20 protein-coding genes are annotated in these 24,871 nt (G+C 70.3%); 10 read left to right on the top strand and 10 right to left on the bottom strand.

Annotation, left to right across the window (positions count from 1 at the left end; all coding sequences use genetic code 11):
- Window positions 1–15 precede the first annotated feature (15 nt).
- A complete protein-coding gene (locus P9K36_RS13445; protein WP_043355216.1) occupies window positions 16–1,059 on the top strand; it encodes an Hsp33 family molecular chaperone in 1,044 nt (347 codons plus the stop codon).
- 169 nt (window positions 1,060–1,228) lie between these two features.
- Complete coding sequence (locus P9K36_RS13440) at window positions 1,229–2,503, top strand: hypothetical protein (protein WP_043757553.1); 1,275 nt, start codon at window positions 1,229–1,231, stop codon at window positions 2,501–2,503.
- Window positions 2,504–2,723: 220 nt separating this feature from the next.
- On the opposite strand, the gene speG is transcribed toward P9K36_RS13440, so the two are convergent.
- The 3 genes from speG to apaG are packed head-to-tail and all read right to left on the bottom strand — an operon-like array spanning window position 2,724 to window position 4,886.
- Window positions 2,724–3,275 (bottom strand): spermidine N1-acetyltransferase, encoded by a 552-nt coding sequence (gene speG, locus P9K36_RS13435; protein WP_024830042.1) that lies wholly within the window; start codon window positions 3,273–3,275, stop codon window positions 2,724–2,726.
- A gap of 14 nt (window positions 3,276–3,289) precedes the next feature.
- Entirely contained in the window at window positions 3,290–4,459 is a 1,170-nt protein-coding gene (gene argE / locus P9K36_RS13430; RefSeq protein WP_043384180.1) for an acetylornithine deacetylase, read from the bottom strand.
- 34 nt (window positions 4,460–4,493) lie between these two features.
- On the bottom strand, window positions 4,494–4,886 hold the full coding sequence (gene apaG / locus P9K36_RS13425) for a Co2+/Mg2+ efflux protein ApaG (protein ID WP_043355208.1): 393 nt from the start codon (window positions 4,884–4,886) through the stop codon (window positions 4,494–4,496).
- Between the two features lie 275 nt (window positions 4,887–5,161).
- Here apaG and P9K36_RS13420 point away from each other — a divergent pair, with 275 nt between their 5' ends.
- Together P9K36_RS13420 and P9K36_RS13415 are read left to right on the top strand one after the other, a co-directional pair.
- A complete protein-coding gene (locus P9K36_RS13420; RefSeq protein ID WP_043355214.1) occupies window positions 5,162–6,286 on the top strand; it encodes a 2'-deoxycytidine 5'-triphosphate deaminase in 1,125 nt (374 codons plus the stop codon).
- Window positions 6,287–6,321: 35 nt separating this feature from the next.
- Entirely contained in the window at window positions 6,322–6,783 is a 462-nt protein-coding gene (locus tag P9K36_RS13415; protein ID WP_043757551.1) for an Lrp/AsnC family transcriptional regulator, read from the top strand.
- A gap of 22 nt (window positions 6,784–6,805) precedes the next feature.
- Here P9K36_RS13415 and P9K36_RS13410 read toward each other — a convergent pair whose 3' ends face one another.
- The 7 genes from P9K36_RS13410 to P9K36_RS13380 all read right to left on the bottom strand — a co-directional run bounded on the left by P9K36_RS13410 (window position 6,806) and on the right by P9K36_RS13380 (window position 17,275).
- Window positions 6,806–7,327 (bottom strand): cysteine dioxygenase family protein, encoded by a 522-nt coding sequence (locus P9K36_RS13410; RefSeq protein WP_043757550.1) that lies wholly within the window; start codon window positions 7,325–7,327, stop codon window positions 6,806–6,808.
- 322 nt (window positions 7,328–7,649) lie between these two features.
- Entirely contained in the window at window positions 7,650–8,375 is a 726-nt protein-coding gene (pgl, locus tag P9K36_RS13405; protein WP_043757548.1) for a 6-phosphogluconolactonase, read from the bottom strand.
- A gap of 65 nt (window positions 8,376–8,440) precedes the next feature.
- Window positions 8,441–9,418 (bottom strand): phosphogluconate dehydrogenase (NAD(+)-dependent, decarboxylating), encoded by a 978-nt coding sequence (gene gnd, locus P9K36_RS13400; RefSeq protein WP_043757546.1) that lies wholly within the window; start codon window positions 9,416–9,418, stop codon window positions 8,441–8,443.
- 111 nt (window positions 9,419–9,529) lie between these two features.
- A complete protein-coding gene (locus P9K36_RS13395) occupies window positions 9,530–12,376 on the bottom strand; it encodes a bifunctional transaldolase/phosoglucose isomerase (protein WP_043757543.1) in 2,847 nt (948 codons plus the stop codon).
- Window positions 12,377–12,609: 233 nt separating this feature from the next.
- Window positions 12,610–14,685, bottom strand: a complete 2,076-nt coding sequence (gene tkt, locus P9K36_RS13390; RefSeq protein WP_043757540.1) for a transketolase — start codon at window positions 14,683–14,685, stop codon at window positions 12,610–12,612.
- On the bottom strand, window positions 14,682–16,571 hold the full coding sequence (locus tag P9K36_RS13385; RefSeq protein WP_043757538.1) for a glycoside hydrolase family 15 protein: 1,890 nt from the start codon (window positions 16,569–16,571) through the stop codon (window positions 14,682–14,684). Before P9K36_RS13385 ends, tkt begins: the two co-directional genes overlap by 4 nt.
- 107 nt (window positions 16,572–16,678) lie before the next feature.
- The gene (locus tag P9K36_RS13380) at window positions 16,679–17,275 is read right to left on the bottom strand and encodes a hypothetical protein (RefSeq protein ID WP_043757535.1); all 597 of its coding nucleotides are present in this window, start codon (window positions 17,273–17,275) and stop codon (window positions 16,679–16,681) included.
- Window positions 17,276–17,497: 222 nt separating this feature from the next.
- On the opposite strand from P9K36_RS13380, the gene P9K36_RS13375 reads away from it, so the two are divergent.
- The 6 genes from P9K36_RS13375 to P9K36_RS13350 all read left to right on the top strand — a co-directional run bounded on the left by P9K36_RS13375 (window position 17,498) and on the right by P9K36_RS13350 (window position 24,679).
- Entirely contained in the window at window positions 17,498–18,085 is a 588-nt protein-coding gene (locus P9K36_RS13375; protein ID WP_043353887.1) for an ANTAR domain-containing protein, read from the top strand.
- Window positions 18,082–19,083 carry a CmpA/NrtA family ABC transporter substrate-binding protein gene (locus P9K36_RS13370; protein WP_043757532.1) on the top strand — a complete coding sequence of 334 codons (1,002 nt, stop codon included), beginning with the start codon at window positions 18,082–18,084 and terminating at the stop codon, window positions 19,081–19,083. Before P9K36_RS13375 ends, P9K36_RS13370 begins: the two co-directional genes overlap by 4 nt.
- Before the next feature lie 130 nt (window positions 19,084–19,213).
- A complete protein-coding gene (locus P9K36_RS13365) occupies window positions 19,214–19,390 on the top strand; it encodes a hypothetical protein (RefSeq protein ID WP_158498452.1) in 177 nt (58 codons plus the stop codon).
- Window positions 19,391–19,981: 591 nt separating this feature from the next.
- Window positions 19,982–21,250 (top strand): FAD-dependent oxidoreductase, encoded by a 1,269-nt coding sequence (locus P9K36_RS13360; RefSeq protein WP_052083615.1) that lies wholly within the window; start codon window positions 19,982–19,984, stop codon window positions 21,248–21,250.
- A 10-nt stretch (window positions 21,251–21,260) separates the two neighbouring features.
- Window positions 21,261–23,078: a NirA family protein gene (locus P9K36_RS13355; RefSeq protein ID WP_043385007.1), complete on the top strand. Its 1,818-nt coding sequence runs from the start codon at window positions 21,261–21,263 to the stop codon at window positions 23,076–23,078.
- On the top strand, window positions 23,075–24,679 hold the full coding sequence (locus P9K36_RS13350) for a sulfite reductase subunit alpha (RefSeq protein WP_043385004.1): 1,605 nt from the start codon (window positions 23,075–23,077) through the stop codon (window positions 24,677–24,679). Before P9K36_RS13355 ends, P9K36_RS13350 begins: the two co-directional genes overlap by 4 nt.
- Window positions 24,680–24,871: the final 192 nt, after the last annotated feature.

Raw genomic sequence — 24,871 nt, 5'->3', positions numbered from 1 at the left:
TCGATCGGAGAGGGCATGACCTCAGGAACCCAGTCGCATTCCCCGTCTCATTCCCCGTCGCAGCCCGAGAATGCCGGCAACGGCCAGGCAGGGGCGGACGATGCCGTGCTGCCCTTCGCCGTCGAGGCGCTGGACGTGCGCGGACGCGTCGTGCGGCTCGGTCCCGCCGTGGATACGATCCTGCGCCGCCACGGCTATCCGGACCCGGTGGCACGCCTCCTCGGCGAGGCGGCGGCGCTGACGGTGCTGCTCGGCTCCTCCCTCAAGTTCGAGGGCCGGTTCCAGCTCCAGACCAAGACCGACGGTCCGGTCGCGATGATCGTGGTCGATTTCGAGGCCCCGGACCGGCTGCGCGCCACCGCGCGGTTCGACCCGGCACGCGTGGCCGCCCTCGGCACCGGCCCGCTCGCGGATTCCGACCTGATCGGCACCGGCCATCTGGCCATGACCATCGACCAGGGCACGGCCGCCAGCCGCTACCAGGGCGTCGTGGCCCTTGAGGGCCAGAGCCTGGAGGAGGCCGCGTATCAGTACTTCCGGCAGTCGGAACAGATCCCCACACAGGTGCGCCTCGCCGTGGCCGAGGCCGTGGAGGAGGGGGCCGGACGCTGGCGGGCCGGCGGGCTCCTCGTGCAGTTCCTGCCTCAGTCGGTGGACCGGGCGCGCCTCGCCGATCTGCCGCCGGGCGACATCCCGGAGGGGCACAGGCATCTCTCGGGCGAGGCACCGGAGGACGATGCCTGGGTCGAGGCCCGCTCGCTGGTCGCCACGATCGAGGATCACGAACTCGTCGATCCGCATGTCTCCAGCGAGCGGCTGCTCTACAGGCTGTTTCACCAGCGCGGGGTGCGGGTGTTCGACCGCCAGCCGGTCCGGGAGACCTGCCGCTGCTCGCGTGAGCGCGTGATGGGCATGATCCGCTCGTTCTCCCCGCAGGAGCGCCACGACATGGTGGCCGATGACGGACGCATCGTCATCACCTGCGAGTTCTGCTCCCGGCGCTACGATCTCGATCCCCAGGAGGTCGAGGCGGAGGTTGCCGGACAGCCGACCCAGTAGAGCGCCGATCGGCGCAAGCACGGGTCCGCAGACCCGTGCTTATGGCCAAGCTTTTCCGCGCGAAACGCACGAAGATCGGTATTCGTTGCGTGAATTTTTGGATCCTCCAGTCTGAACCGTTTCGCGACCTTCGACGTTGCGTGGCAGATTCAACATTGGAGGTTTCGCCATGCGGAAGATGTCGATTGGTTTGGCTGCGCTGCTGATCAGCACCTCGGCCTATGCCCAGCAGGGTGGCGCCGAGATGGGCGGGCGTGGCGGTCAGGGGGCTGCCGAGTCCAGCATGAAGGCCGGCGGCGGCGAGCGCGGCGGGATGCAGGGTAGCGCGCAGGGTGGCGCGCAAGGCGACATGAAGGCCGGCCGCCAGGCGGGCTCCGAGCGCGGGGCCGCCGAGACGGGCCGGTCCGCGCAGGGCCGTGAGGCCGGCGGCGAGGGTCGCATGGCCCAGGACAAGGATCGGGCCGGTGCCGAGCGTGGCGGTCGGGATGGCGACCGCGCCGAGCGGAATGAGCGCGGCGATCGCACCGGCGACCGCGTCGAGCGCGGCGACCGGCACGGTGATCGACATGGCGACCGTCATGGTGAGCGGCGTGGCGACCGTGCTGATTTCCGCGGTCGGACGGATGTGAGCCGTACCGATGTCCGGTCCGAGCGCTTCGAAGGCGGCTTCCGCCGTGAGGGGCGCTACGTGTTCATCGGTGGCCGCCGCGTCGTGTACGGCTCCCCCGAGTATCGGCGCCTGATCGTCACCGAGAACCGTGGCCCGCGCGTCCGCTATGTCGTCATTCGCGGCCAGCGCGTCCTCTACGGTTCGCCCGAGTACCGTCGTCTCGTCAGCATCCGCGAGACCGGACCCCGCGCGCGCTACGTCGTCGTCCGCGGCCAGCGCGTCCTCTACGGTTCGCCCGAGTACCGTCGCCTCGTCTCGGTCCAGGAGGATCGCTTCGTGACGATCCGCGGTCAGCGGGTGCGCTACGGCTCCGCGGAATATCGCCGTCTCAGCGGCGGCGGCGCGGTCAGCGCGAGCTTCCGCTCCGAGCAGCGGGCCGGCGCGCGCTTCGACAACCGCGGCGGCCGGGACGGCATCCGCGACGTCTCGCGGACCGAGGGTCGCAACGACACCCGGACGGACCGCAACGACCGCGGCCAGGATCGCGGCATGGATCGGGCCGCCGGTCGGGACGGCAAGATGGACGGCAAGATGGACGGCAAGACGGGCGGCAAGACGGACGGCATGCGCAACAGCGACATGCGCGGCGGCCAGCAGGACGGCATCCGCAACGCGTCGGATCGCGGCGGCCAAGCGGGCGGCATGAAGTCCGGCGCCGAAGGCGGCCGGATGGGCGGCGCCGAGCGTGGCGGCATGAACGGCGGCAAGGCCGGCATGGATGGTGCGCAGGGTGCCGGCCGGTCGGGCGGTCAGGCGGGTGCCGGCCGCAACTGACGCGACGATCAGGGGGAGGAGCCGTGGCGCTCCTCCCCCCTTCTGTGTCAGTCGACGGCCTCGCGCCCCGTCTCAGGACGCGGAGCGAGGCCGGTCGGTGAACATCCGCCGTGCGGCATCGCGGAGCCCGGACGTGCAGGATGGCCTCGGCGACAATCTTCGACGGCGTCGCGGCTGATGCGAGGGGCTGCCTCGCCCCCAGCCCTCCGGCCGAACGGTCTCACGCCTTCAGGACGGGCTCCGCGATGTCGCCGCCACCGCCGCGGGCCCTGAGATATTCGGGCTGGAACAGGCACATCCGCACGGCGTCGCGGTAGCGCCCGTTCACGAAGAACTCGTCCTTGAGCACGCCCTCGGGATGGAAGCCGCAGCGCTCGTAGATCCGCACGGCCCGGGCATTGTCCCGGTCGACGTGCAGGTAGAGCTTGTGGATGTTGAGCACGCTGAAGGCGTAATCCATAGCGATACGGGTGGCCTGCCACGCGTAGCCGCGCCCCTGGAAGCTCGGATGGATCGCGATCTGGAACTCGCAGCGCCGGTGCAGGTGGTTGATCTCGACCAGCTCGATCAGTCCGGCCGGTTCTCCGCTCGGATCGGCGACGATGAAACGGCGCTCGGTCTGATTGTGGATGTTGCGCTCGTAGAGCTGCTGGAGTTCGGCGAAGGACTCGTAGGCCTCCTCGAACCAGTAGCGCATGATGCTGTCGTTGTTGTTGAGCTGGTGGACGAAACGCAGGTCCTCCCGCTCCAGCGGTCGCAGCTTGATGGTGATTCCGCTCATCGCGTTCATGACGCACACGCCTCGATCAGGTTGCGCAGGAACCGCTCACCCTGGCCGAGGGCGTCGAGGGTGATGAACTCGTCGGGCTGGTGCGCCTGGGCGATGTCGCCGGGGCCGCAGACCACCGTCGGGAGGCCCGCCGCCTGGAACCGTCCGGCCTCGGTGGCGTAGGGGACGGCGACGGTATGGTTGCGTCCGGCGAGACGCAGGCAGAGCCGCTCGGCCTCCGAGCCCGGCTCGGGGGCCAAGCCCGGGATGTCCACCTCCTCAAGGGTCTCGATCCGCCCATACGCGCCGTAGCGGTTCAGGCGCTCGCGGGTGACCCGATCGACCTCCTGGGCGAAGAGGCGCGGAATTTCGGCCGGGTCGAGATCCGGGAGGCCGCGATACTCCCAGAGGAAGCGGCACTCCTTGGCCAGGATGTTCCGGGCGGTCCCGCCTTGGATCGTCCCCACATGGACCGTGGTCGAGGCCGGGTCGAACCGCCCGGACGGGTCGCCGCGCTCGATCATCAGATCGGCGATCCGGTTGAGGCCGGCCACGAGATCGCAGGCGGCCGAGACGGCGTTCGCCCCGAGGGCGGGACGGGCCGAATGGGCCTCATGGCCGTGAACCGTGGTGAGGCAGGTGACGATGCTCTTGTGGGCGTCTGCCACCTCCATGCCGGTGGGCTCGCCGACGATCACCGCGGCGGGCCGCGGCAGGTCGGCGCCGAACCGCGCGATCCCGTCCATGGATCCGAGACAGGTCGTCTCCTCATCGTAGGAGAGCAGGATGTGGATCGGCCGCTTCAGGCCGGCGGCGAGCATGTCGGGCACCAGGGCCAGGGCCAGCGCGTCGAAACCCTTCATGTCGACCGCGCCCCGCCCGTAGGCCCGGCCGTCGGCAAGGCGCAGCGTGAACGGGTCGCTGGTCCAGGCCTGCCCCGTCACCGGCACCACGTCGGTATGTCCGGACAGGACGACGCCGCCATCGACCATCGGCCCGATCGTGGCGAGGACGGCCGCCTTGTCGCCCCCAGGGTTCGGCAGATGCAGATACGGGACGTTCCAGCCGCCCAGATAATCGCAGACGGCCTCGATCAGCGGGAGGTTGGACTTGTCGCTCTCCGTGTCGAAGGACACGAGGCGGGCGAGCATGTCGAGCGGGCTGAGCCGCTCGCCGGTCGCGGACATGGATTCCTCCGGGGCGAGGCCCCGGGCCGGGACCTCAGTGCAGGCTGCGGCGGACGTGCGGGCTGTCGAGGGAGAAGGCGGGGATCTCGGCCTCGAAGCTCTCGCCGGCCACCGTCGCCATGGTGTAGCTGCCGGCCATCAACCCGTCGGGCGTGTTGAGGGGACAGCCGCTGGTGTAGCAGAAGGACTCGCCCGGCTCCAGCACGGGCTGCTTCCCGACCACGCCGGTGCCGCGCACCTCCTGGCAGGCGCCGTGGCCGTCGATGATGCGCCAATGCCGCGAGCGCAGCTGAACCTGCTCGCTGCCGTTGTTCACGATCTCGACCGTGTAGGCGAAGAAGTAACGGCTCTCATTCGGCGAGGATTCCTCCTCGACGAAGCGAGATTGCACGGTCACACTAATTCCCCGCGTCTCGGCCTTGTACATCGCCCTATTTGGCCCTTCTTCGGACTGTGCGATTCGCAGAAGCCGAAAGGAACGCGCTTCCTGGCCGGTCGTAGTAGGCGGCGGAATCGCCGTCAATTGCGGCGGACTACCTCGCGTCGTCCCGATCCCGGCCCCGGGCCGGGCGCCGCGACCGGCCGGGTCGCGGCGCCGACATGACGCGGCCCTCGGAAGCGGTTAAGCCCGCGTTAGCGGGTCCCGGCCGACAACGCTCGCCGACGCGGACCTGCCGGGCGCGCGAAGGAGTCATGGGCGCGATGAACGCGGGCGCAGCCACGGGAGCCGCCGATTCGGGCGCGGATGGCCGGTCCGGCATTCTGCCGGCCCAGGCGATCGCCGCCCTGGCCAGGGCGGGCGGGATCCGCGCCGCGACGCCCTTCGCGCCCGACCAGATCCAGCCCGCGAGCCTCGACCTGCGCCTGGGCGCCAAGGCCTACCGGGTGCGGACGAGCTTCCTGCCGGGCTCCGGCCGGACGGTCCAGGCCTGCGTCGACCGGCTGTCGCTGCACGCCGTCGACCTGCGACCGGGTGCCGTCCTGGAGACGGGCTGCGTCTACATCGCCGAGCTGCAGGAGAGCCTCGCCTTGCCGGGCGACCTCGCGGCGGCGGCCAACCCCAAAAGTTCGACCGGGCGCATCGACGTCTTCACCCGAGTCATCACCGACCGGGGCGAGGCCTTCGATCAGGTGGAGCCCGGCTATGACGGGCCGCTCTACGCGGAGATCTCGCCGCGCACCTTCCCGGTCCTCGTGCGGACCGGCTCGCGCCTGTCGCAGATCCGCTTCCGCCGCGGGGCGCCACGGCTGACCGAGGCCGAGCTCGGCCTCCTCCATGCCCGCTCGGCGCTGGTCGACGTGGGCAGTCCGTCCCTTCAGGGCGGTGTGGCGGTCTCGGTGGACCTCTCCGGCTTCGACGGCCTCGTCGGCTATCGGGCGAAGCGCCATACCGGCCTCGTGGACGTGGACGCCCCCGGCCGTCATCGCGCCGCGGATTTCTGGGAGCCCCTGGCGGCCGACGGATCGGGCAGCCTGATCCTCGATCCCGGGCAATTCTACATCCTGGCCTCCAAGGAAGCGGTCCAGGTGCCGCCGGACCATGCCGCCGAGATGGTGCCGTTCGATCCGCTGGTGGGCGAGTTCCGGGTCCACTACGCCGGCTTCTTCGATCCGGGCTTCGGCTATGCCGGAGCCGGCGGGGAGGGGGCGCGGGCCGTCCTGGAAGTCCGCTCCCGCGACGTGCCGTTCCTGCTGGAGGACGGGCAGATCGTCGGCCGCCTCGTCTACGAGCGCATGCTCGACCTCCCGGAGACGCTCTACGGGGCGGGGGCGGGGTCGAACTACCAGGCCCAGGGCCTCAAGCTCTCGAAGCACTTCGCGTTGTAATCCGGCCCGGAGCCGTCGACGGGAGCATCGTTCGCATGGACGCGGTCGACCGGAAGATCCTGGACCTCCTCCAGCAGGACGCGACCCTCCCGGTGGCCGAACTCGCCGAGCAGGTCGGGATCAGCGCGGCCCCCTGCTGGCGCCGGGTGAAGAAGCTGGAGGACTCCGGCGTGATCCGGCGCCGGGTCGCCCTGGTGGATCGCCGCAAGGTCAACGTCCCCACCACGGTGTTCGTGGCCGTGAAGGCGCCCCGTCACGCCGCCGACTGGTCCGACGCGTTCCGGCGGGTCGTCGCCGGCTTCCCGGAGATCGTCGAGGCGTGGCGCCTGACCGGCGAGATCGACTACCTTTTGCGGATCGTGGTGCCGGACATCGAGGCCTACGACGCGGTCTACCAGCGCCTCATCGCCAAGCTCGACTTCTCGAACCTGTCCTCCTCCATCGCCATGGAGGAGATGAAGTACACGACCGCGGTCCCGACGATCTACGTGACGTGACGCGGTCGCTCCGCGGCGCGACTCAGCCCGCCGCGACCGCGTAGGTCCGGTGGATCGACGAATCCTGCGCCCGGTGGTCGTAGCCGTAGACGTGGATCGAGACGGCCGCGTCCGGCCCGTCATTGGCGATCCGGTGCAGGTTCGGTCCCGACGGCATCATGCAGGCGACGAAGCCGGGCTCGCGGACGACGTCCTGCGTCGCCACCGCGTGGGTCTCGCTCATCGGGCGGTACCACGTTTCCCGCAGCCGGCCGCGCAGCAGGCCGAAGCAGCACGAGCAGTGATGGTCGTGGACCGGCGTCACCGCGCCCGGCGCCCACACCATCGCCCAGACGCTGATCGCCTCGGTGCCGAACAGCAGATTGCGGCTCAGGCCCGGACCGCGGCCGACCAGCCGCGACGGGTCGAGGAGATCCGGCTGGTTCAGGATGCGGACCAGCGTGGCCCGGGCCGCGGCCAGATAGGCCTCCGGCGAGCGGCCCGCGGAACGGGCGAGGCTCGCCATCATCGCCTCAACTTCCGTCGGGATGGTCGTCTGCGGCATCGGCGGGTCTCCTTCGGCGCCCTTCACGCGGCGCCCTTCACGAGGCTGCGCGAAGCGTACCGCAGGCCCGACGGCGCGGGGTTGCATTCTTGACCGCGATGTCGCCCGATCGAGCAATGGGATTGCGCCACGCGGCGATCGGACGAAATCCCGTTGCGCGCCCTCCGCTATCCCGGCGAAGCCGATGCCGTCGTGACGGAACTGGGCGTGCCGGCGGCGAACGTCCGGCCGTCCCGACGCCATAGCTGTCCGGGGATCGGTTCCTGCCGGGAAAAGGCGGCGGATGAGCCCGCGATGCCGCCGGCGAGAACCACCGAGGGTGTCAGCCGGCCGCGGCCTCGTCGAGCAGCCACGCCACGGCGCCCGTGCTGGTCACACGGCCGGCGGGCAGGCTCTCGCCCGCGGCGAGCCGGGCGAGGGGCGCCCGCTTGCCGGCGCCGGTGACCAGAAACAGCACGTGCTGCGAGGAGGCGAGCGCCGGCAGCGTCAGGCTGATCCGCGGGACGAACGGCTCCAGGCCGGCCTCGGGCACGGGGACGACGAGCCGCCGGGCCTCGTCGGCGGCAGGCGTGCCGGGAAACAGCGAGGCGGTGTGCCCGTCCTCGCCGAGGCCGAGCAGAACGAGATCGAACAGCGGCCGCGCCGGATCGAGGCGCTCGGCGCCGTAGAAGTCGAGAAGCGTCCGCTCATAGGCGCGGGCGCCCGCGTCCGGGCCTGCGTCGGACGGGATGAAGTGGAGGTGCGTTGGCGGGATCGGGGCACCGTGCCCGAACGCCTCCCGGACCATCCGGACATTGCTGCGCGGGTCGTCCCACGGCACCGCGCGATCATCCCCGAAGAACCAGTGGATTCGCGCCCAGGGGAGTCGGGTCGCGTAGTCCGGCCCCGACAGCAGGCCGTACAGCACCTTGGGCGTCGAACCGCCCGAAAGGCAGATCGCGATCCGCTCGGACCGGCTCTCGCCGCAGGCCTCGATGAGCCGCTCGGCCGCCGCGCGGGCGACCGCCTCCGGGTCCTTCAGGATGTGGCTTCCGGCGGGAAGGCTCATGGGTGACGGCCCTGCGGCTTCGGGGGTCGGACGGGTCGGTCTGCGGGCGGCCCGAGGCGGCCGGCTCAGCCCTTCGGCTCCTGGTGGCCGCCGAAGCCCTTGCGCATCGCCGAGAGCAGCTTGTCGGCGTAGCTCGCGTGCTCCCGGGAGCGGAAGCGGCGGTAGAGGGCGGCGGAGAGCACCGTCGCCGGGACGCCTTCCTCGACGGCGGCGTTGATGGTCCAGCGGCCCTCGCCCGAATCCTCCACGTAGCCGGAGAAGTCGGTGAGCTGCTCGTCGCCCGCCAGCGCCTGGGCGGTCAGGTCGAGGAGCCACGACGAGACGACGCTGCCGCGCCGCCAGACCTCGGCGATGTCGCCCATGTTGAGGTCGAAGCGGCGCTCGGCCGGCAGTTCCTGGGCATTGGCGTGGCGGAGGATGTCGAAACCCTCGGCATAGGCCTGCATCAGCCCGTACTCGATGCCGTTATGGACCATCTTGACGAAGTGGCCGGCACCGGTCGGCCCGGCATGGATGTAGCCCTGCTCGGCGCGCGGGTCGCGCCCCTCGCGGTTCGGCGTCTTGGGGATGTCGCCGACGCCCGGCGCCAGGGTCTTGAAGATCGGGTCGAGGCGGTCGACGGTCTCCGTGTCGCCGCCGATCATCATGCAGTAGCCGCGCTCCAGGCCCCAGACGCCGCCCGAGGTGCCGACATCGACGTAGTGCAGGCCCTTCTCCTTCAGAGCGAGCCCACGGCGGACATCGTCACCGTAGAAGGAATTGCCGCCGTCGATGACGCAGTCGCCCGCCTGCATCAGGCTCGACAGCGTCTGGACCGCCTGCTCGGTGATCGCGCCGGCCGGCAACATCACCCAGGCCGCGCGCGGCACCTCCAGCTTGGAGACCAGATCCTCGAGGCTCGATGCGCCGACCGCGCCGGCCTCCACCAGCGCCGCGACGGCCTCCGGGTTCTGATCGAACACCACGGCCGTGTGTCCGTCGCGCAGGAGACGCCGGACGATGTTGCCGCCCATCCGGCCGAGGCCGATCATGCCGAGTTGCATTGCCGTCATCTCCTCGGGGGTTTTCCTCCCCCGTGCGGGGAGGGGTCAGGGGTGGGGGTGGTGCAGACGGGACCGCTGAGACTCATCGGGAATCGCCCCCACCTCCGGCGCCTACGCCACGGCAGCCTTGAGGGCCGCCGCGATGCGCTTCAGCCCGGCCTCAAGGTCGCCCTTGATGTGGACCCGCAGCGCCCGCCGGCCCCGCTCGGCCAGCACGGCGAAATCACCCCGCGCCTGCGCGGCCACGACGGTGGCGAAGCCGAGGGAGCGGCCCGGGATCGGCAGGTCCTGCGACGGATCCGCGGTGATCTGCAGGAACACGCCGGTATCCGGGCCGCCCTTGTAGGCCTGACCGGTGGAGTGCAGGAACCGGGGCCCGAACTCCAGGCAGGTCGCCACCTTGCGGGTGTCGCGTACGGCGATCCGTGCCTCCTGGAGGATATCGGCGGCCTCGGCGTTGCGCGGCACGTAGGCGAGCAACCCGAGGTAATCGCCGTCCTTCAGCCGGGCGATCTGCGCCTTGAGCGCAGGCTCCAGGCCGTCGGTCGCCTGCTTCAAACCGTCCGCGTTCTGCGGGTCGGCGTAGAGGGCGATCGCATCATCCGAGAAGAGCGGCGTCTCCGCGGGGAGGGCGCCGCTCGCCTCGGCCTCGGCGAACAGCTTCTTGGTCTCGACCTTGCTGGCCTCGACGTCGGGCTGGTCGAACGGGTTGATGCCGATCACCGCGCCGGCCACGGCGGTGGCCATCTCCAGCCGGTAAAATTCCTGCGGCAGCTGCTCGACCGAATCGAGGGTGATGCGGGCGATCGGGTGGCCGTCCCGCTCCAGGGCCCGCAGGGCCTCGTCCTGCGCCGCCTCGGCGTTGCCGTCGAGGCGGAGATAGATGAAGAACCGGTCGTGCCCGTAGACCGCCGGAACGCCCACCGGCTCGCCGTCCACGGGAACCAAGCCCTTGCCCTGCTTGCCGGTCGATTCCGCGATCAGCTGTTCGGCCCAGGCGCCGAAGCTCGCGATCGCCGGGGAGGCGACGATCGTCACCTTGTCGCGGCCGGCCAGCGCCGCCGCGCCCATGGCGGTCCCGAGCAGCACGCCCGGGTTCTGGGCCGGAGGCACCGCCGGGCCGCAGGAACGGACCATGATGCGGGCCGTCTCCAAAAGCGCCTTGACGTCGAGGCCCATGGCGGCCGCCGGCACGAGGCCGAAGGCCGAGAGCACCGAGTAGCGCCCGCCGATCTGCTTCACGCCGTAGAAGATGCGCTTGAACCCGTCCGCTTTCGCGGCCCGCTCCATGTCGGAGCCGGGGTCGGTGACGGCCACGAAGTGGTCGCCGGCCCGGTCGCCGAGCACGTCCTTGGCGCGCGCCAGGAAGTAGTCGCGGAAGACGTTGGGCTCCAGCGTCGAGCCGGATTTCGACGCGACGATGAACAGCGTCTTCGCCAGATCGATGCTCGCCTCCAGGGCGCGCACCTGATCCGGGTGGGTCGAGTCGAGGATCTGAAGCTTCGGGAAGCCTTCGCGCTGGCCGTAGGTCAGGCTCAGAACCTCCGGGCCGAGGCTCGATCCGCCCATGCCCAGCACGACGACGTCGGTGAAGCCTTCCGCCTTCACCCAGTCCGAGAAAGCCGCGTAGTCGGCGGCCTTCTCCAGTTCCTCCTCGACGATGTGCAGCCAGCCGAGCCAGTTCGCCTCGTCATGGCCGGACCAGACCGAGGCGTCGCCCGCCCAGAGCCGACGGATCGAACCGCTCGCGCGCCAGGATTCGACGGTCTTCTTGGCCTCGGCCGCGAGGGTGTCGTCCATGACGAGGCTCTGGCCGTCCAGCCGATGCCCCAGGAGCGCGGTGCGCTTGCCCGCCACGGCGCCGAGCAGATTGTCGGCGGCGTCGATGAAGAGCTGCACGCCCTCCTTCACCAGCTGCTCGGCGACGGCCTCGATGTCGATGCCGGACCGCGCGAGCTTGGCCATCACGGCCTCGGCGCCGGGCACGTCCTCCTCGATCGTCGCCCGCACCACGCCGTGGTCGCGGAACGCGTCCATGGTGGCGGGCGGCATGGTGTTGACGGTGTTCGGCCCGATCAGCTCCTCGACGTAGAGGACGTCCGAATAGGCCTTGTTCTTCGTGCCGGTGGAGGCCCAGAGCAGGCGCTGCGCCTTGGCGCCCTTCTCGGCCAGGGCCGTCCACTTGGACTCCGCGAAGATCCGCTTGTAGCGCTGGTAGGCGAGCTTGGCGTTGGCGATCGCCACCTTCCCCTTCAGCTGCTCCAGGGCGAATTTCTCGTCGGGATCGTTGGCCTCGGCGATCTTCTCGTCGAGGCGCTTGTCGACCAGGACGTCGATGCGGCTGATGAAGAAGCTCGCCACGCTGGCGACCTTCGAGACGTCGTGGCCGGCCTTCGCGCGCGCGTCGAGCCCGTCGATGAAGGCGCGGGCCACGGCCTCGTAGGCCTCCTGCGAGAACAGGAGGGTGACGTTGATCGAGATGCCCTCGCTGGTGAGCTGCCGGATCGCCGGGATACCCTCCGGTGTGGCCGGCACCTTCACCATCAGGTTGTCGCGGGCGACCGCCTTGTGCAGGCGCCGGGCTTCGGCCAGCGTCTCCTCGGTGTCGAGGGCGAGGTAGGGCGAGACCTCCAGGCTGACATAGCCGTCGGCCCCGTCGCTCGCCTCGTAGACCGGGCGGAGCACGTCGGCGGCCGCCTGGATGTCGGCGATGGCGAGACCCTCGTAGAGGTCGATGACGCGGCTGTCCCCGGTCACCTGAACGGCCTTCAGGCTGTCGTCGTACTCGTCCGAGTGCCCGATCGCCTTCTCGAAGATCGACGGGTTGGAGGTGACGCCGCGCAGGCCGTCGCGCTCGACGAGCTGCTTCAGTTCGCCTTTCTGGATGAAGCCGCGGGCCACGAAGTCGAGCCAGACCGCCTGATCCTGTGCGTCGTGCAGGGCCTTGAGCGCGTTCATGTCGGTTCCTCGTCTCGCGTGCCGCTACTTGCCGGGCGCTCTCCCTCCCCCCTCTGCGGGGGAGGGTGGCCCTCGCGTCAGCGAGGGTCGGGAGAGGGGGACCCGGGTTCAGGGAAGGTCGCGGCCTTCATATAAGGACGGCACCGTCCTGTGCACCGTCGCTCCCGTCTCCCGACCCCCTTCGGGGCCTCCCTCCCCCGCAGAGGGGCGAGGGAAGCGTCGCGCATCAGCTGTTACCGCTTATGCTTGGCCATCTGCGCCTTCGCGGCCTCCAGGACCTTGTCGGGGGTGAAGCCGAATTTGGTCTGGAGATCCTTGATCGGCGCCGAGGCGCCGAAGGTGTGCATGCCGATGATCGCGCCCTCGGAGCCGGCGTAGCGGTCCCAGCCGATGACGCTGCCCTGCTCGACGGCCACCCGTGCCTTGACGGCGGGCGGCAGCACCGAGTCGCGGTAGGCCTGATCCTGCCGCTCGAACAGGTCCCAGGACGGCATCGACACCACCCGGGCCTTCACGCCCTCGGCCTTCAGCGCCTCGTAGGCGCCGACGCAGAGCTGCACCTCGGAACCCGAGCCCAGCAGGATGACGTCGGGCGTGCCGTCGCAATCGGCGAGCACGTAGCCGCCCTTGGCGGTGCCGGAGGCCGCGCCGTACCGGGTCCGGTCGAGGGTCGGCAGCGGCTGGCGGGAGAGCGCGAGCACGGCCGGCTGGTTCCTCAGCGAGAAGATCACCCGGTAGGCCTCGGCCACTTCGTTGGCATCGGCCGGGCGCAGGGTCACGAGGCCCGGGATGCAGCGCAGCGACAGCAGCTGCTCGACGGGCTGGTGGGTCGGCCCGTCCTCGCCCACGCCGATCGAATCGTGCGTGAAGATGTGGAAGACCGGCAGCTCCATCAGGGCGGCGAGACGGATCGGCGGGCGCATGTAGTCGGCGAAAACCAGGAAGGTCGCGCCGTAGGCCCGCAGCCCCGAGAGGCCGAGGCCGTTCACGATCGAGCCCATGGCGTGTTCGCGGACGCCGAAATGCAGGTTGCGGCCGCCCGGCGAGAACGGGCCGAACGAGCCCGCGCCCTCGAAGGTCAGGTTCGACTTGTTGGACGGCGCCAGATCCGCCGAGCCGCCGAGCAGGAACGGCACGTGCTGGGCGATGGCGTTCAGCACCTTGCCGGAGGATTCCCGGGTGGCGAGGCCCTTGGCGTCGGCCTCGAAGACCGGAATGTCCTTGTCCCAGCCGTGCGGCAGCCGGCCTTCCAGGAAGGCGTTCAGGTCCTCGGCGTGGGCGGCATCCGCCGCCTTGGCCTGGCTCAGCAGGCCCTGCCACGCGTCGTAGAGGCCGGCGCCGCGCTTGCCGATCCCATCGCGGAAATTCTCGCGGACGCCGTCCGGGACGAAAAACTGCGCGTCCTCCGGCCAGCCGTAGGCGCGCTTGGCCCCCTTGACCTCGTCTTCGCCCAGCGCGTCCGAGTGGGCCTTGGACGTGCCCTGCTTCTTCGGCGCCCCGTAGCCGATCACCGACTTGACGATGATCAGGGTCGGCCGGTCGTTGGTGGCGAGGAAGGTCTCGATCGAGCCGGCGAGCGCGTGCACGTCGTTGGCGTCCGCAACGCGCAGAACCTGCCAGCCATAGGCGAGGAACCGGGTGGCCACCTCCTCGCCGAAGGCCAGCTCGGTGTGGCCCTCGATGGTGATGGTGTTGTCGTCGTAGATCCAGCAGAGGTTCGCGAGCCGGAGGTGGCCGGCGAGGGACGCAGCCTCCGAGGCCACGCCCTCCATCAGGTCGCCGTCCGAGCACATCGCGTAGACGTTGTAGTCGAAGAGCGGCAGGTTCGGCCTGTTCAGGTGCTGGCCGAGGAAGCGGCTGCCCATGGCCATGCCGACCGAGTTGGCCACACCCTGGCCGAGCGGGCCGGTGGTGGTCTCGACGCCGGTGGTGAAGTGGTACTCGGGATGGCCCGGGGTCCGGCTGTCCAGCTGGCGGAACTTCTTGATGTCGTCCAGCGACACCGCCGGCGCGTTGCCGCCGTCGCTCTGCGCGACGCCCGCGAGATGCAGCAGCCCGTAGAGCAGCATCGAGGCGTGGCCGCAGGACAGCACGAAGCGGTCGCGGTTCGGCCAGTGCGGATGGGCCGGATCGTAGCGCAGGTAGCGGTTCCACAGGGTGTAGGCGACCGGCGCCAGCGCCATGGGCGCGCCGGCATGGCCGGAATTGGCCTTCTGCACCGCGTCGATCGCGAGCGTCCGGATCGTGTTGATGCTGAGCGTATCGATCTCAGCGAGGTCCGCCTTGGCGGGAGTGTCAGCACCGCTCATGATGTCGCGTCTTCCAGTTCGCCTCGCGCGGTCCGTTTCGCGGCTTCGCGCTGCCGTAGGACGGCGGGAGGGGCTCCGTTGGCCTTACCACCCTGCCGATCCGCCGGCCCTTCGCCGCGCGTATAGCTGAGCAGCGTGTTGACGAGCGCGACGTGCGTGAACGCCTGAGGGAAGTTACCCACAAGACGCTTGGCTTGCACGTCGTATTCCTCGCTGACCAGGCCGAGATCGGTGCAGATGCCGATCAGGCGCTCGATCAGCACCCCCGCTTCGTCGCGGCGCCCCAGGCCGATGAGGTTGTCGGCGTACCAGAAGGTGCAGGGCAGGAAAGCCCCCTCGCTGCCCGTCAGGCCGTCGGTCGTCTGGCCCTCGGTCTCGTAGCGGAGGATGAACCCGTCCCGCATCAGCCCCTTGCCGATCGCGTCGACGGTGCCGATCACCCGGGGGTCGTCCTGCGGCAGGAAGCCGGTATGGGCGATGAGCAGCAGGCTCGCGTCCAGCGCCTTCGAGCCATAGGACTGGACGAAGCTGTTGAGCGCGGGGTCGAAGCCCTTGGCGCAGACCTCGGCGTGGATCTCGTCCTTGATGGCGCGCCAGCGCTTGGCATGTTCCTCGGTGGCGCCCGATTCGTGCATCTCGTGCATGCGCAGGGCCCGGTCGAACGCCACCCAGGCCATGACCTTGGAATGGGTGAAGTGGCGCCGCCCGCCGCGCACCTCCCAGATCCCCTCGTCGGGCTCGCGCCATGCCTGTTCCAAGTGGCCGAGGATCGCGAGGCCGACCCGCAGGCCGTCCTGGCTCACCGGCAATCCGCGGGCATGAGCCTGATAGAGCGCGTCGAACAGCTCGCCGTAGACGTCGATCTGGAATTGGCTGGCGGCGGCGTTGCCGATTCGCACGGGCCTCGAATTCTCGTAGCCCGGCAGCCAGTCGAGCTCGATCTCGGGCAGCAGCCGCTCGCCGCCGATCCCGTAGAGGATGTGCGCCTGCTCGGGATTGCCGGCCACGGCCCGAAGCAGCCAGCCCAGCCAGTCCCGGGCCTCGTCGATATAGCCCGCATCCATCAGGGCGATCAGGGTCAGGGTCGAATCGCGCAGCCAGCAGAACCGGTAATCCCAGTTGCGGATCCCGCCGAGCCCCTCCGGCAGGGACGCCGTGGGCGCCGCCACGATGCCGCCGGTGGGTTCGTAGATCAGCGCCTTGAGGGTCAGCAGGGAGCGCTGGAGCATCCGGTCCCAGGGGGCGCCGCCCGCGCAGCGGCACGCCCAATCCCGCCAGTGCTGATCCGTGGCTTCGAGAACCTTGCGCGGCTCGATCGGGGGCGGATCGTCCTCGTGGGAGGCCCCGTAGCTCAGGACGAACCGGTGCTGGTCGCCGGCATGGACCGTGAACTCGGCCACGGTGGTCTGCGCCTCCGATCCCTTGAGATGGACATCGGAGCGCAGCACGACTTTGTGCGGTCCCGAGACGGCGCGCAGGTCGCCCAGCTCGGAGCGCGACACCCAGGGCACGGCCGAGCCGTAATCGAACCGGACCGCCATCTCCATCCGCATGGCGACCCGCCCGTGCACGCCCTCGACGAGGCGCACGAGATGCGATCCGTCGCCGACGGGCATGAAGTCCGTGACCAGGACCTCGCCGAGCCGCGTGGTGTGCCGCGTCTCCAGGACGAGGCTGCCCGGGCGGTAGGACCACCGGGTCTCGACGTGCTCCGCCTCGGGGAAGATCTTCCAGAAGCCGTGCGCCTCGGTGCCCAGCAGGCTGGTGAACAGGGCGGCCGCGTCGAAGCGCGGCCAGCACAACCAATCGACGCTGCCCTGCCGGCTGATCAGCGCGGCGCTGCGGCAATCCCCGACGAGCGCGTAATCCTCGATGCGTGCAGCCATCCGGCCCCGGCTCCGGTCCGCGGACGGAAGCTCGGTCCATCCGCTGCGACGCACCTAGGACGTCCGTCCACGAGATCCAGAGGTTTGGGGCCGGCCCGCGGATGCGGTCAGCGCAGGCAGTCGGCCACCGCCAAGGCCACCGAGCCCTGAACCGACGCCGCACCTTTGCGCACGAAGTCCGCGGCATCGCCGACCGCCCGGGCCGCAGGGACCAGCGTCTCGACCACCGAGGTGGCAAACGGCAGGGCCCGCCCAGGGAGCAGCGCATCCTCGGCCGGTTCGGCGGCTTCCGCGCGTCCGGGCGCCATGGGATCGATCGGGCTGCGGGGCAGCTCGGGGCAGCGCCGGCCCGGGCAGGGACGCCGACCCGCCACCGCCACATGGGACGTCGCCCGCGCCGCCGTCGCCGGACGGACGGGCAGGGCCCCCGTCCGCGAGACCGCAGCGTCCAGCGGGTACAGCTCGGCGAACGCGATCGCGGCCGGCGGCCGGATCGGCGACGCCACCGCGGCGACCGGTGCGAAATCCGTGGGTCCGAGAGCGGGGGATCCGCCCGCCCGGGCACCGGGGGGCACGGGATTGGACGACGGGCAGTAGAGCGAGGCCACACCCAGGAGCGCCACGACGGCCAGCGTCGGCAGGAAGGGCATGGACACGCGGCCATTCGCGGCATCCGTCAGGGCGGGCTGATCTGGCCTGCGCATCCGAATCACCGATCTCCCTGACCACCGTGAGGCGAAGAGAATGCGGCCAGCATTGCGGCGGAAGCTGGACCGTTTCTTTGCGCGGCGGTTACCGGCATCGTACATTGGGATTGCGCGGATGCGTCCGCGGCGGGCCCCGACGCGGGCACGGGCCTTGCTTAGGTCGCGGCGGCCCGAGCCGGGCCGTCCTCCAGAAGAAGACCCGCCCCGTCCCGGGCCAAGATGACCGAATCCAATCTCACCGTCGCCGTGATCGATCCGAGCCGCGCCCGCGCGGCCATTCTGGAGGAAGGCCTGCGCGCCGCCGGAATCGGGCGTGTGGTGGTGATTCCCGATACCGCCGACCTCATGGAACGCGTGGCCGCGCTGAAGCCCGACGTGGTGGTGATCCATCTGGAGAGCCCGAGCCGGGACATCCTGGAGCAGATGTCGGGCGTTTCCCGGCAGGTCGAGCGGCCGGTGGCGATGTTCGTCGACCGCTCGGATTCGACCATGATGCAGGCCGCCGTCGATGCCGGGATCTCCGCCTACGTGGTGGACGGGCTGCGGGCGGAACGGATCAAGTCGATCCTCGACATCGCGATCCTGCGCTTCAACGCCTTCGCGCGCCTCCAGCGCGAGTTGACGGAGGCGCGCAGCGAACTCGCCGACCGCAAGCTGATCGAGCGGGCGAAGGGCATCCTGATGACCATGAAGGGCCTGTCCGAGGACGAGGCGTACAAGCAGCTGCGCCGCAAGGCCATGAACGAGAAGCGCAAGATCGTCGACATCGCCCGGGCGATCGTCACCACCGCGGACCTGCTCGGATGAGGCTCCAGCTCGGCTACGTCCCGCTCTGCGATGCGGCCCCCCTGATCGCGGCCCATGAACTGGGCTTCGCCCGGGCCGAGGGGCTCGACCTCGACCTCACCGCCGAGCCCTCCTGGGCGACCCTGCGCGACCGGCTGGCGCTGGGGCACCTCGACGGCGCGCACATGCTGGCGCCGCTGGCGTTGGCGAGCCGGCTCGCCTTGTCCGGGCCGCCCTCCGACCTGATCGTGCCGCTCCAGCTCAGCACCGACGGCAATGCCCTCACGCTGTCCCGCACCCTCTGGGCGGCGATGGCCCCCGACAGCGAGGCCCTGCCGGATGTCGCCCGCGCCTTCGCGGGCGTCGCGGAGATGCGGCACCGCGCCGGAGACCCGCTCACCCTCGGCACCGTGCATCCCTTCTCGTGCCACAGCTACCAGCTACGGCTGTTCGCCGAAGCCGGGAGCCTCGACCCTGCCGCGTTCCGCACGGTCGTGGTCCCCCCGCAACATTGCGTGGAGGCCCTGGCCCGCGGCCTGGTCGACGGATTCTGCGCCGGCGCACCCTGGAACGACGTGGCGGCCGAGGCCGGCCATGGGCGCATCGCCGTCCACGGCAGCGCCCTCGCGCCGAACGCGACCGAGAAGGTCCTGGCCGTCTCCGCACGGCTCGACGGCGCGATCCTGCCGCTGGTGCGGGCGGTCGCCCGGGCGGGACGCTGGTGCGCGGATCCGGAGAACCGGACCGAGCTGATCCATCGCCTCGCACGCCGGACCTATCTGAATCTCGATCCGGCGTTGGTCGCGCGGACCTTTTCCGACGGTCCGGACGGCATGGCCGAGACGGGTGCGCGTCTCCGCTTCGGCGCGGCGATCGAGGAGCCGCGCGCGGCGCAGGCCCGCTGGGTGCTGGAGCAGATGCGCGCCGCGCAGCAGATCCCCGGGCCTTTCGACATCCCGGCGGCGATCACGACCGTCTACAGACACGACCTTTACCGGCAGGCGGTCGCCGACATCTGAGGCCCGCGACACTTCGCGCCATTCGTCATCCACCCGCAACGCCAGCGCGAACAGCCGCGGAACGTCGGGCGGGCTCGCCCGTTGTGCCTACGCCATGCCTGGATGTCGCAAACTCGAAACTGGATCGTTGATGTCGCATCCGCGCGGGCGGGTCGAACTTCGACGCTACGTATGCCGGGGCGGCCGCGTCCCCCGCGCCTGCAACGACAACCGGCGGGCCGGTGCGCGCCACGCTTGGTACTGGGTGCTGGCGGCCGGCGCGATGCCGACCCTGGGCCTCCTGGCGATGCTGTCGCAGCTGCTGTAGCCCCCACATCAATTGGACTGGTTATCGTCCAGCGAGAGTGGGAGCTGATTGCCCGCGGTGTCCAAAAGGACAGACTTCGACATTCGTTACAGGTAGAATGCCGTTCAAATACGGAAGTTGTTCACATATAAGTTCGATATTTCGTCGTCGAAGTATTCTCGACCGACTTTTGCTCGCTCTCCAGTTTGCCCGTGTCGTGATCCGACGACGGTGAGCGTCAACCCGACCCTCCGTCAGTCCGGAAGACATCCTTAATCCTCCGCAGCTTGCCCCACCGCGCCGCTGGCGCGTGATCGCTTTTGCGACGAGCCGCACAGATTTTGTGCAGCGCCGACGGGCGGCCCCTGGGGCACCTCCGTTCTGCAGGCCTCGCCCCGGCGTCAGCGTCCGCGCGCGCCGTGCGGCGCATTTCGATTGGCACGGAACCTGCGTGGCGAGCCGCGTCCGTCAACGGCGACGGACAGCGCCGTCAGCGAGGCCGCTGATCCGGTTCTCCTGGGGCTGAAGCCTGCCGGGAGACGACCGGCAGCGGCTTTTTCGTGGGCGGTCCGCCAACGACCCTGCAATCGAGGTTCCAGACACGATCGAGCGATGGCGACATCCCCTAAGGACACACGCGGACACGACGCGCGCGCCGAGAGCGGCCTGCCGCGCGAGACATTGGTCGTCGTCGGCAACGGCATGGCCTCCCTGCGATTCCTGGAGCGGCTCACGGAGATCGCGCCCGGCCGTTACGACATCACCTGCATCGGCGCCGAGCCGACGGTCGCCTACAACCGGGTCCTGCTCTCCTCGCTGCTCGGCGGCGAGGTCGACGAGGCCGCCTGCGCCTTCCGCGGCCTCGACTGGTACGCGGATCACGGCATCCGCCTGATCACCGGCGCGCCGGCGACCCGGATCGACCGGGAGAACGGGTACGTCCGCGTGGGCGAGACCCACGTCCTGCCCTTCGACAGGCTGGTCCTCGCGGTCGGCTCCCTGCCGATCCGCCTGCCGAAGCCCGGCATGGATCTCCCCGGCGTCATCACCTTCCGCGACCTCGCCGACGTGGCGGCGATCCGGAAGGCCGCCGTGCAGCACGCCCGGGCGATCGTCATCGGCGGCGGCCTTCTCGGCCTGGAGGCGGCGGTCGGGCTCGCGCGCCTCGGCGTCGAGACCACGCTGCTCCACGTCATGGACCGGCTGATGGAGCGCCAGCTCGACCACCATGCCGCCGCGCTCGTGAAGCGTGCCATGGAGGCGCGGGGGGTTCGGGTGATCCTCAAGGCGGATACCGCCCGCCTCGAAGGAGACGGCCGCGTCGAGCGCCTCGTCCTGGCGGACGGCACCGCGCTCCCGGCCGACCTCGTGGTGATGTCGGTGGGCGTGCGCCCCTCGGTGGCGCTGGCGCAGGACGCGGGACTGGCGGTCGGCCGGGGCATCACGGTCGACGACCGGATGACCACCTCGGACCCGCGGATCTTCGCGCTCGGCGAGTGCGCTGAGCACCGCGGCCAGATCTACGGCCTGGTCGAGCCCGCCTACGAGCACGCCGAGACGCTCGCCCGCCACCTCGCCGGCGAGCCGGCCGAGTACCGGGGCACGGCCCTGTCCACGAGCCTGAAGGTGTCTGGCCTGCCGGTCTTCTCGGCCGGGATCGTGGACACGCCCGACGATGCGGAGGCGATCGTGCTCTCCGACCCCGGCGCCGGCCTCTACCGCAAGCTTCTGGTGCGCGATGGGAAGCTGATCGGCGCGGTGTTCGTCGGCGACATCGCCGAGCAGGGCGCCTGCAAGGGGCTGATCCGCTCCGGCGACCCGATCGAGAACGTGGACGACTTGATGTTCGGGCGCCCCGTGCCCGAGCCGCTGGCTGCTTGAGGAGGCGCGGATGTCCGAGACCACCACCCAGAGCGCCGCAGGCGCGTTCGAGGCCGAGCAGAAGCGCTATCTCGAGGGCTTCGCCTCCGGCATCGCCGCCGTCCGCATGACCGGCGGCCTCGCCGCGGGCGGGGCCGGGGCGGCCGCGCCGCCCGCCGAGCCCACGGGCCCGGACGCGATCCACATCAAGGCACAGGACAAGACCGTCAAGGCGGGCGGCAAGCTCTGCGACCAGGAGAAGTGGAAGCGCGCCGAGAACCCGTTCGACGGCCACAACCGCCTGATCCAGGAGGCCGCCGCCGGCAAGCAGCCGAAGCCCGAGGACAATTTCCGCTGGCGCTACCACGGCCTGTTCTGGGTCGCGCCGAACCAGGTCTCGTACATGTGCCGGCTGCGGATCCCCAACGGGATCCTGCACCATTGGCAGTTCGCGGGCGTCGCCGACCTCGCCGACGAGCATGGCGGCGGCTACGTCCACGTGACCACCCGGGCGAACCTCCAGGTGCGGGAGATCGGCCCCGAGCATGCCCAGCCCTTCCTCGACGGGCTCACCGATATCGGCCTCACGGCCCGGGGGGCGGGCGCCGACAACATCCGCAACGTCACCGGTTCGTCGACCGCCGGCATCGACGCCCAGGAGCTGCTGGACACGCGCCCGCTCGCCAAGTCCTGGCACAACTGGATCCTGAACGACCGCTCCCTCTACGGCCTGCCGCGCAAGTTCAACGTCGCCTTCGACGGCAGCGGCGTGATGCCGACCCTGGAGGAGACCAACGACATCGGCTTCCAGGCGGTGGAGGTTCTCGACGGCGCTTCGGTGCCTCCGGGGATCTACATGCGCCTCGTGCTCGGCGGCATCTCGGGCCACCGCGACCTCGCCCGCGACACCGGCATCGTCCTGAAGCCGGAAGACTGCAACACCGTCGCAGACGCGATCATCCGGGTGTTCATCGAGAACGGCGACCGGACGAACCGCAACAAGAGCCGGATGAAGTACGTCCTCGACGCCTGGGGCTTCGACAAGTACCTCGCCGCCGTCGAGGACAAGCTCGGCCGCAAGCTCGACCGGGTCGCGCCCGAGCACGTGGCGCCGCGTAAAGCCACCGACCGCTACGCCCATGTGGGCGTCCACGCCCAGAAGCAGCCCGGCCTTAACTGGGTCGGCGTGGTCCTGCCGGTCGGCAAGATGACGAGCGATCAGGTGCGGGCGCTCGCCAAGATCGCCGCGGAGTGCGGGGACGGCCAGATCCGCCTCACCGTCTGGCAGAACTTCATTTTTTCCGGTGTTCCGGACGCGAAGGTCGCCGAGGTGGAGGCTCGCGTGGACGCGCTCGGCCTCACCACCAAGGCCGCCGGCATCCGCTCCGGCCTCGTGGCCTGCACGGGCGCCAAAGGCTGCAAGTTCGCGGCCTCCGACACCAAGGGCCACGCGCTGATCATCGCCGACCATGTCGAGAAGGCCGTGCCGAACCTCGACGTGCCGGTGAACGTCCACCTCACCGGCTGCCACCACAGCTGCGCCCAGCACTACATCGGCGATATCGGGCTGATCGGCGCCAAGGTCGTCGTCTCGGAGGAGGGCGACACCGTCGAGGGCTACGACGTCGTGGTCGGCGGCGGCTTCGCCGAGAACCCGAAGATCGGCACCGAGATCTGGAAGGCCGTGAAGGCCGAGGATGCGCCCTCCCGCGTCGAGGCGCTGCTGCGCGCCTACCTCGCCCTGCGACAGGGCCCCGAGGAGAGCTTCCAGGCCTTCACCAGCCGCACCGGCGCGGAGGCGCTCCGCGACGCCGCCGAGGACCAGCCCGCCCTGAAGGCCGCCGCATGACCCAGCACGTCTCGCCCCCCCTCGTCCTGATCCCCGAGACCGCGCCCTTCAACGAGGACCAGCGCGCCTGGCTCTCGGGCTACTTCGCGGCCCTGCTCGGCCCCGCCGTCGCGGGCGCCACGGCGCTCGCGCCCGGCGAAGGCCCCGCGACCGGGCCGAAACTGGCCGACAACGACGACGCCCCCTGGCACGACCCGTCGATGCCGCTCGGCGACCGGATGGAGATGGCCAAGGACCGGCCCGAGCCGCAGAAGCTGATGGCCGCCATGGCCCAGCAGGATTGCGGCCAGTGCGGCTACAACTGCGCCGACTACGCCAACGCGATCTTTCTGAAGAACGAGGCGCGCCTGAACCTTTGCCAGCCCGGCGGCAAAGAAACCCTGCGCATGCTCAAGAAGCTGGACGAGGAGTTCGGCGCCGCCGGAGGCGCCCCGGCCGCACCGAAGGCGGACGACGACGCCCCGAAGGCCGCCGCCGACCTCGGGCCGCTCGGCTTCTGCCGCGAGAACCCGGTCGAGGCGCTGTTCCTGTCCCGCCGCCGTCTCAACGATCCGGGCGGCGAGAAGGAGACGTGGCACATCGAGATCGGGCTGGACGGCACGCCGATCCAGTACGAGGTCGGCGATTCGCTGGGCCTGTTCCCCGCCAACGCCCCAGCGCTGGTCGACGCGGTGATCGCGGAGCTCGGCGCCCGGCCCGAGCGGGTGATCGGCGAGAAAACCCTGCGCGAGCACCTGCTGATCAACTACGCGCTGGGTGCCGCGCCGGACAACCTCTACCAGCTCCTGTCGCTCCTCACCTCGGGCGCGGCGCGCAAGAAGGCGCAGGCGCTGGCCTCCGGCGAGGATCCGGACGGCGATGCCGCCTATCTCGACGTCCTCGGCGCCCTGCACAAGTTCCCGGGCGCGCGGCCCGACGCCGAGGTCTTCCTGGAGGCTTTGGACGAGCTGCAGCCGCGGCTCTATTCGATCTCGTCCTCGCCCAAGATGGATGTCGGCCGCGTGTCCCTGACGGTGGACGCGGTGCGCTACAACCACCGCTCGCGGCTGCGGCTCGGCGTCGCCTCGACCCATCTCGGCGAGCGCCTGCCCGAGCAGACCAAGGTGAAGGTCTATCTTCAGAAGGCGCACGGCTTCGGGCTGCCGGCCGATCTGTCGAAGGACGTGATCATGTGCGGCCCCGGCACCGGCATCGCGCCGTTCCGGGCGTTCCTGCGGGAACGCGCCGCCACTCAGGCGCCCGGCCGCAACTGGCTGTTCTACGGTCACCAGCGCCAAGCCAGCGACTTCTTCTACAAGGACGAGCTGACTCAGCTGAAGGACGACAAGGTGCTCACCCGCCTGTCCCTGGCCTGGTCCCGGGACGGCAAGGAGAAGACCTACGTCCAGGACCGGATGCGGGAGAACGGCGCCGAGCTCTGGAAGTGGCTCGAGGGCGGCGCGCATTTCTACGTCTGCGGCGACGCCAAGCGCATGGCCAAGGACGTCGAGCGGGCGATCATCGACGTGGCCGCGCAGCACGGAGGCAAGAGCCCCGAGGATGCGGTGGCGTATCTCGCGGCGCTCAAGAAGGCCGGGCGCTATCAGGCCGACGTGTACTGAGCAGCCCAACCCTCCCCCCTCTGCGGGGGAGGGTGCCCCGCGGATGCGGGGCGGGAGAGGGGAGCGACGGTGCAGAAGAGGGCTGTGGCCTTCATGAAGGCTGCACTCCTCCCGGAAGCGTCGCTCCCCTCTCCCGACCCCCTTCGGGGGCCACCCTCCCCCGCAGAGGGGGGAGGGAGACGCGGCGCGAAC

The sequence above is a fragment of the Methylobacterium sp. 391_Methyba4 genome (assembly GCF_029691625.1).
GTDB lineage: Bacteria > Pseudomonadota > Alphaproteobacteria > Rhizobiales > Beijerinckiaceae > Methylobacterium > Methylobacterium fujisawaense.
Note: the sequence above shows the minus strand (reverse complement) of the source record. Positions and strands in the feature narration are given on the sequence as shown.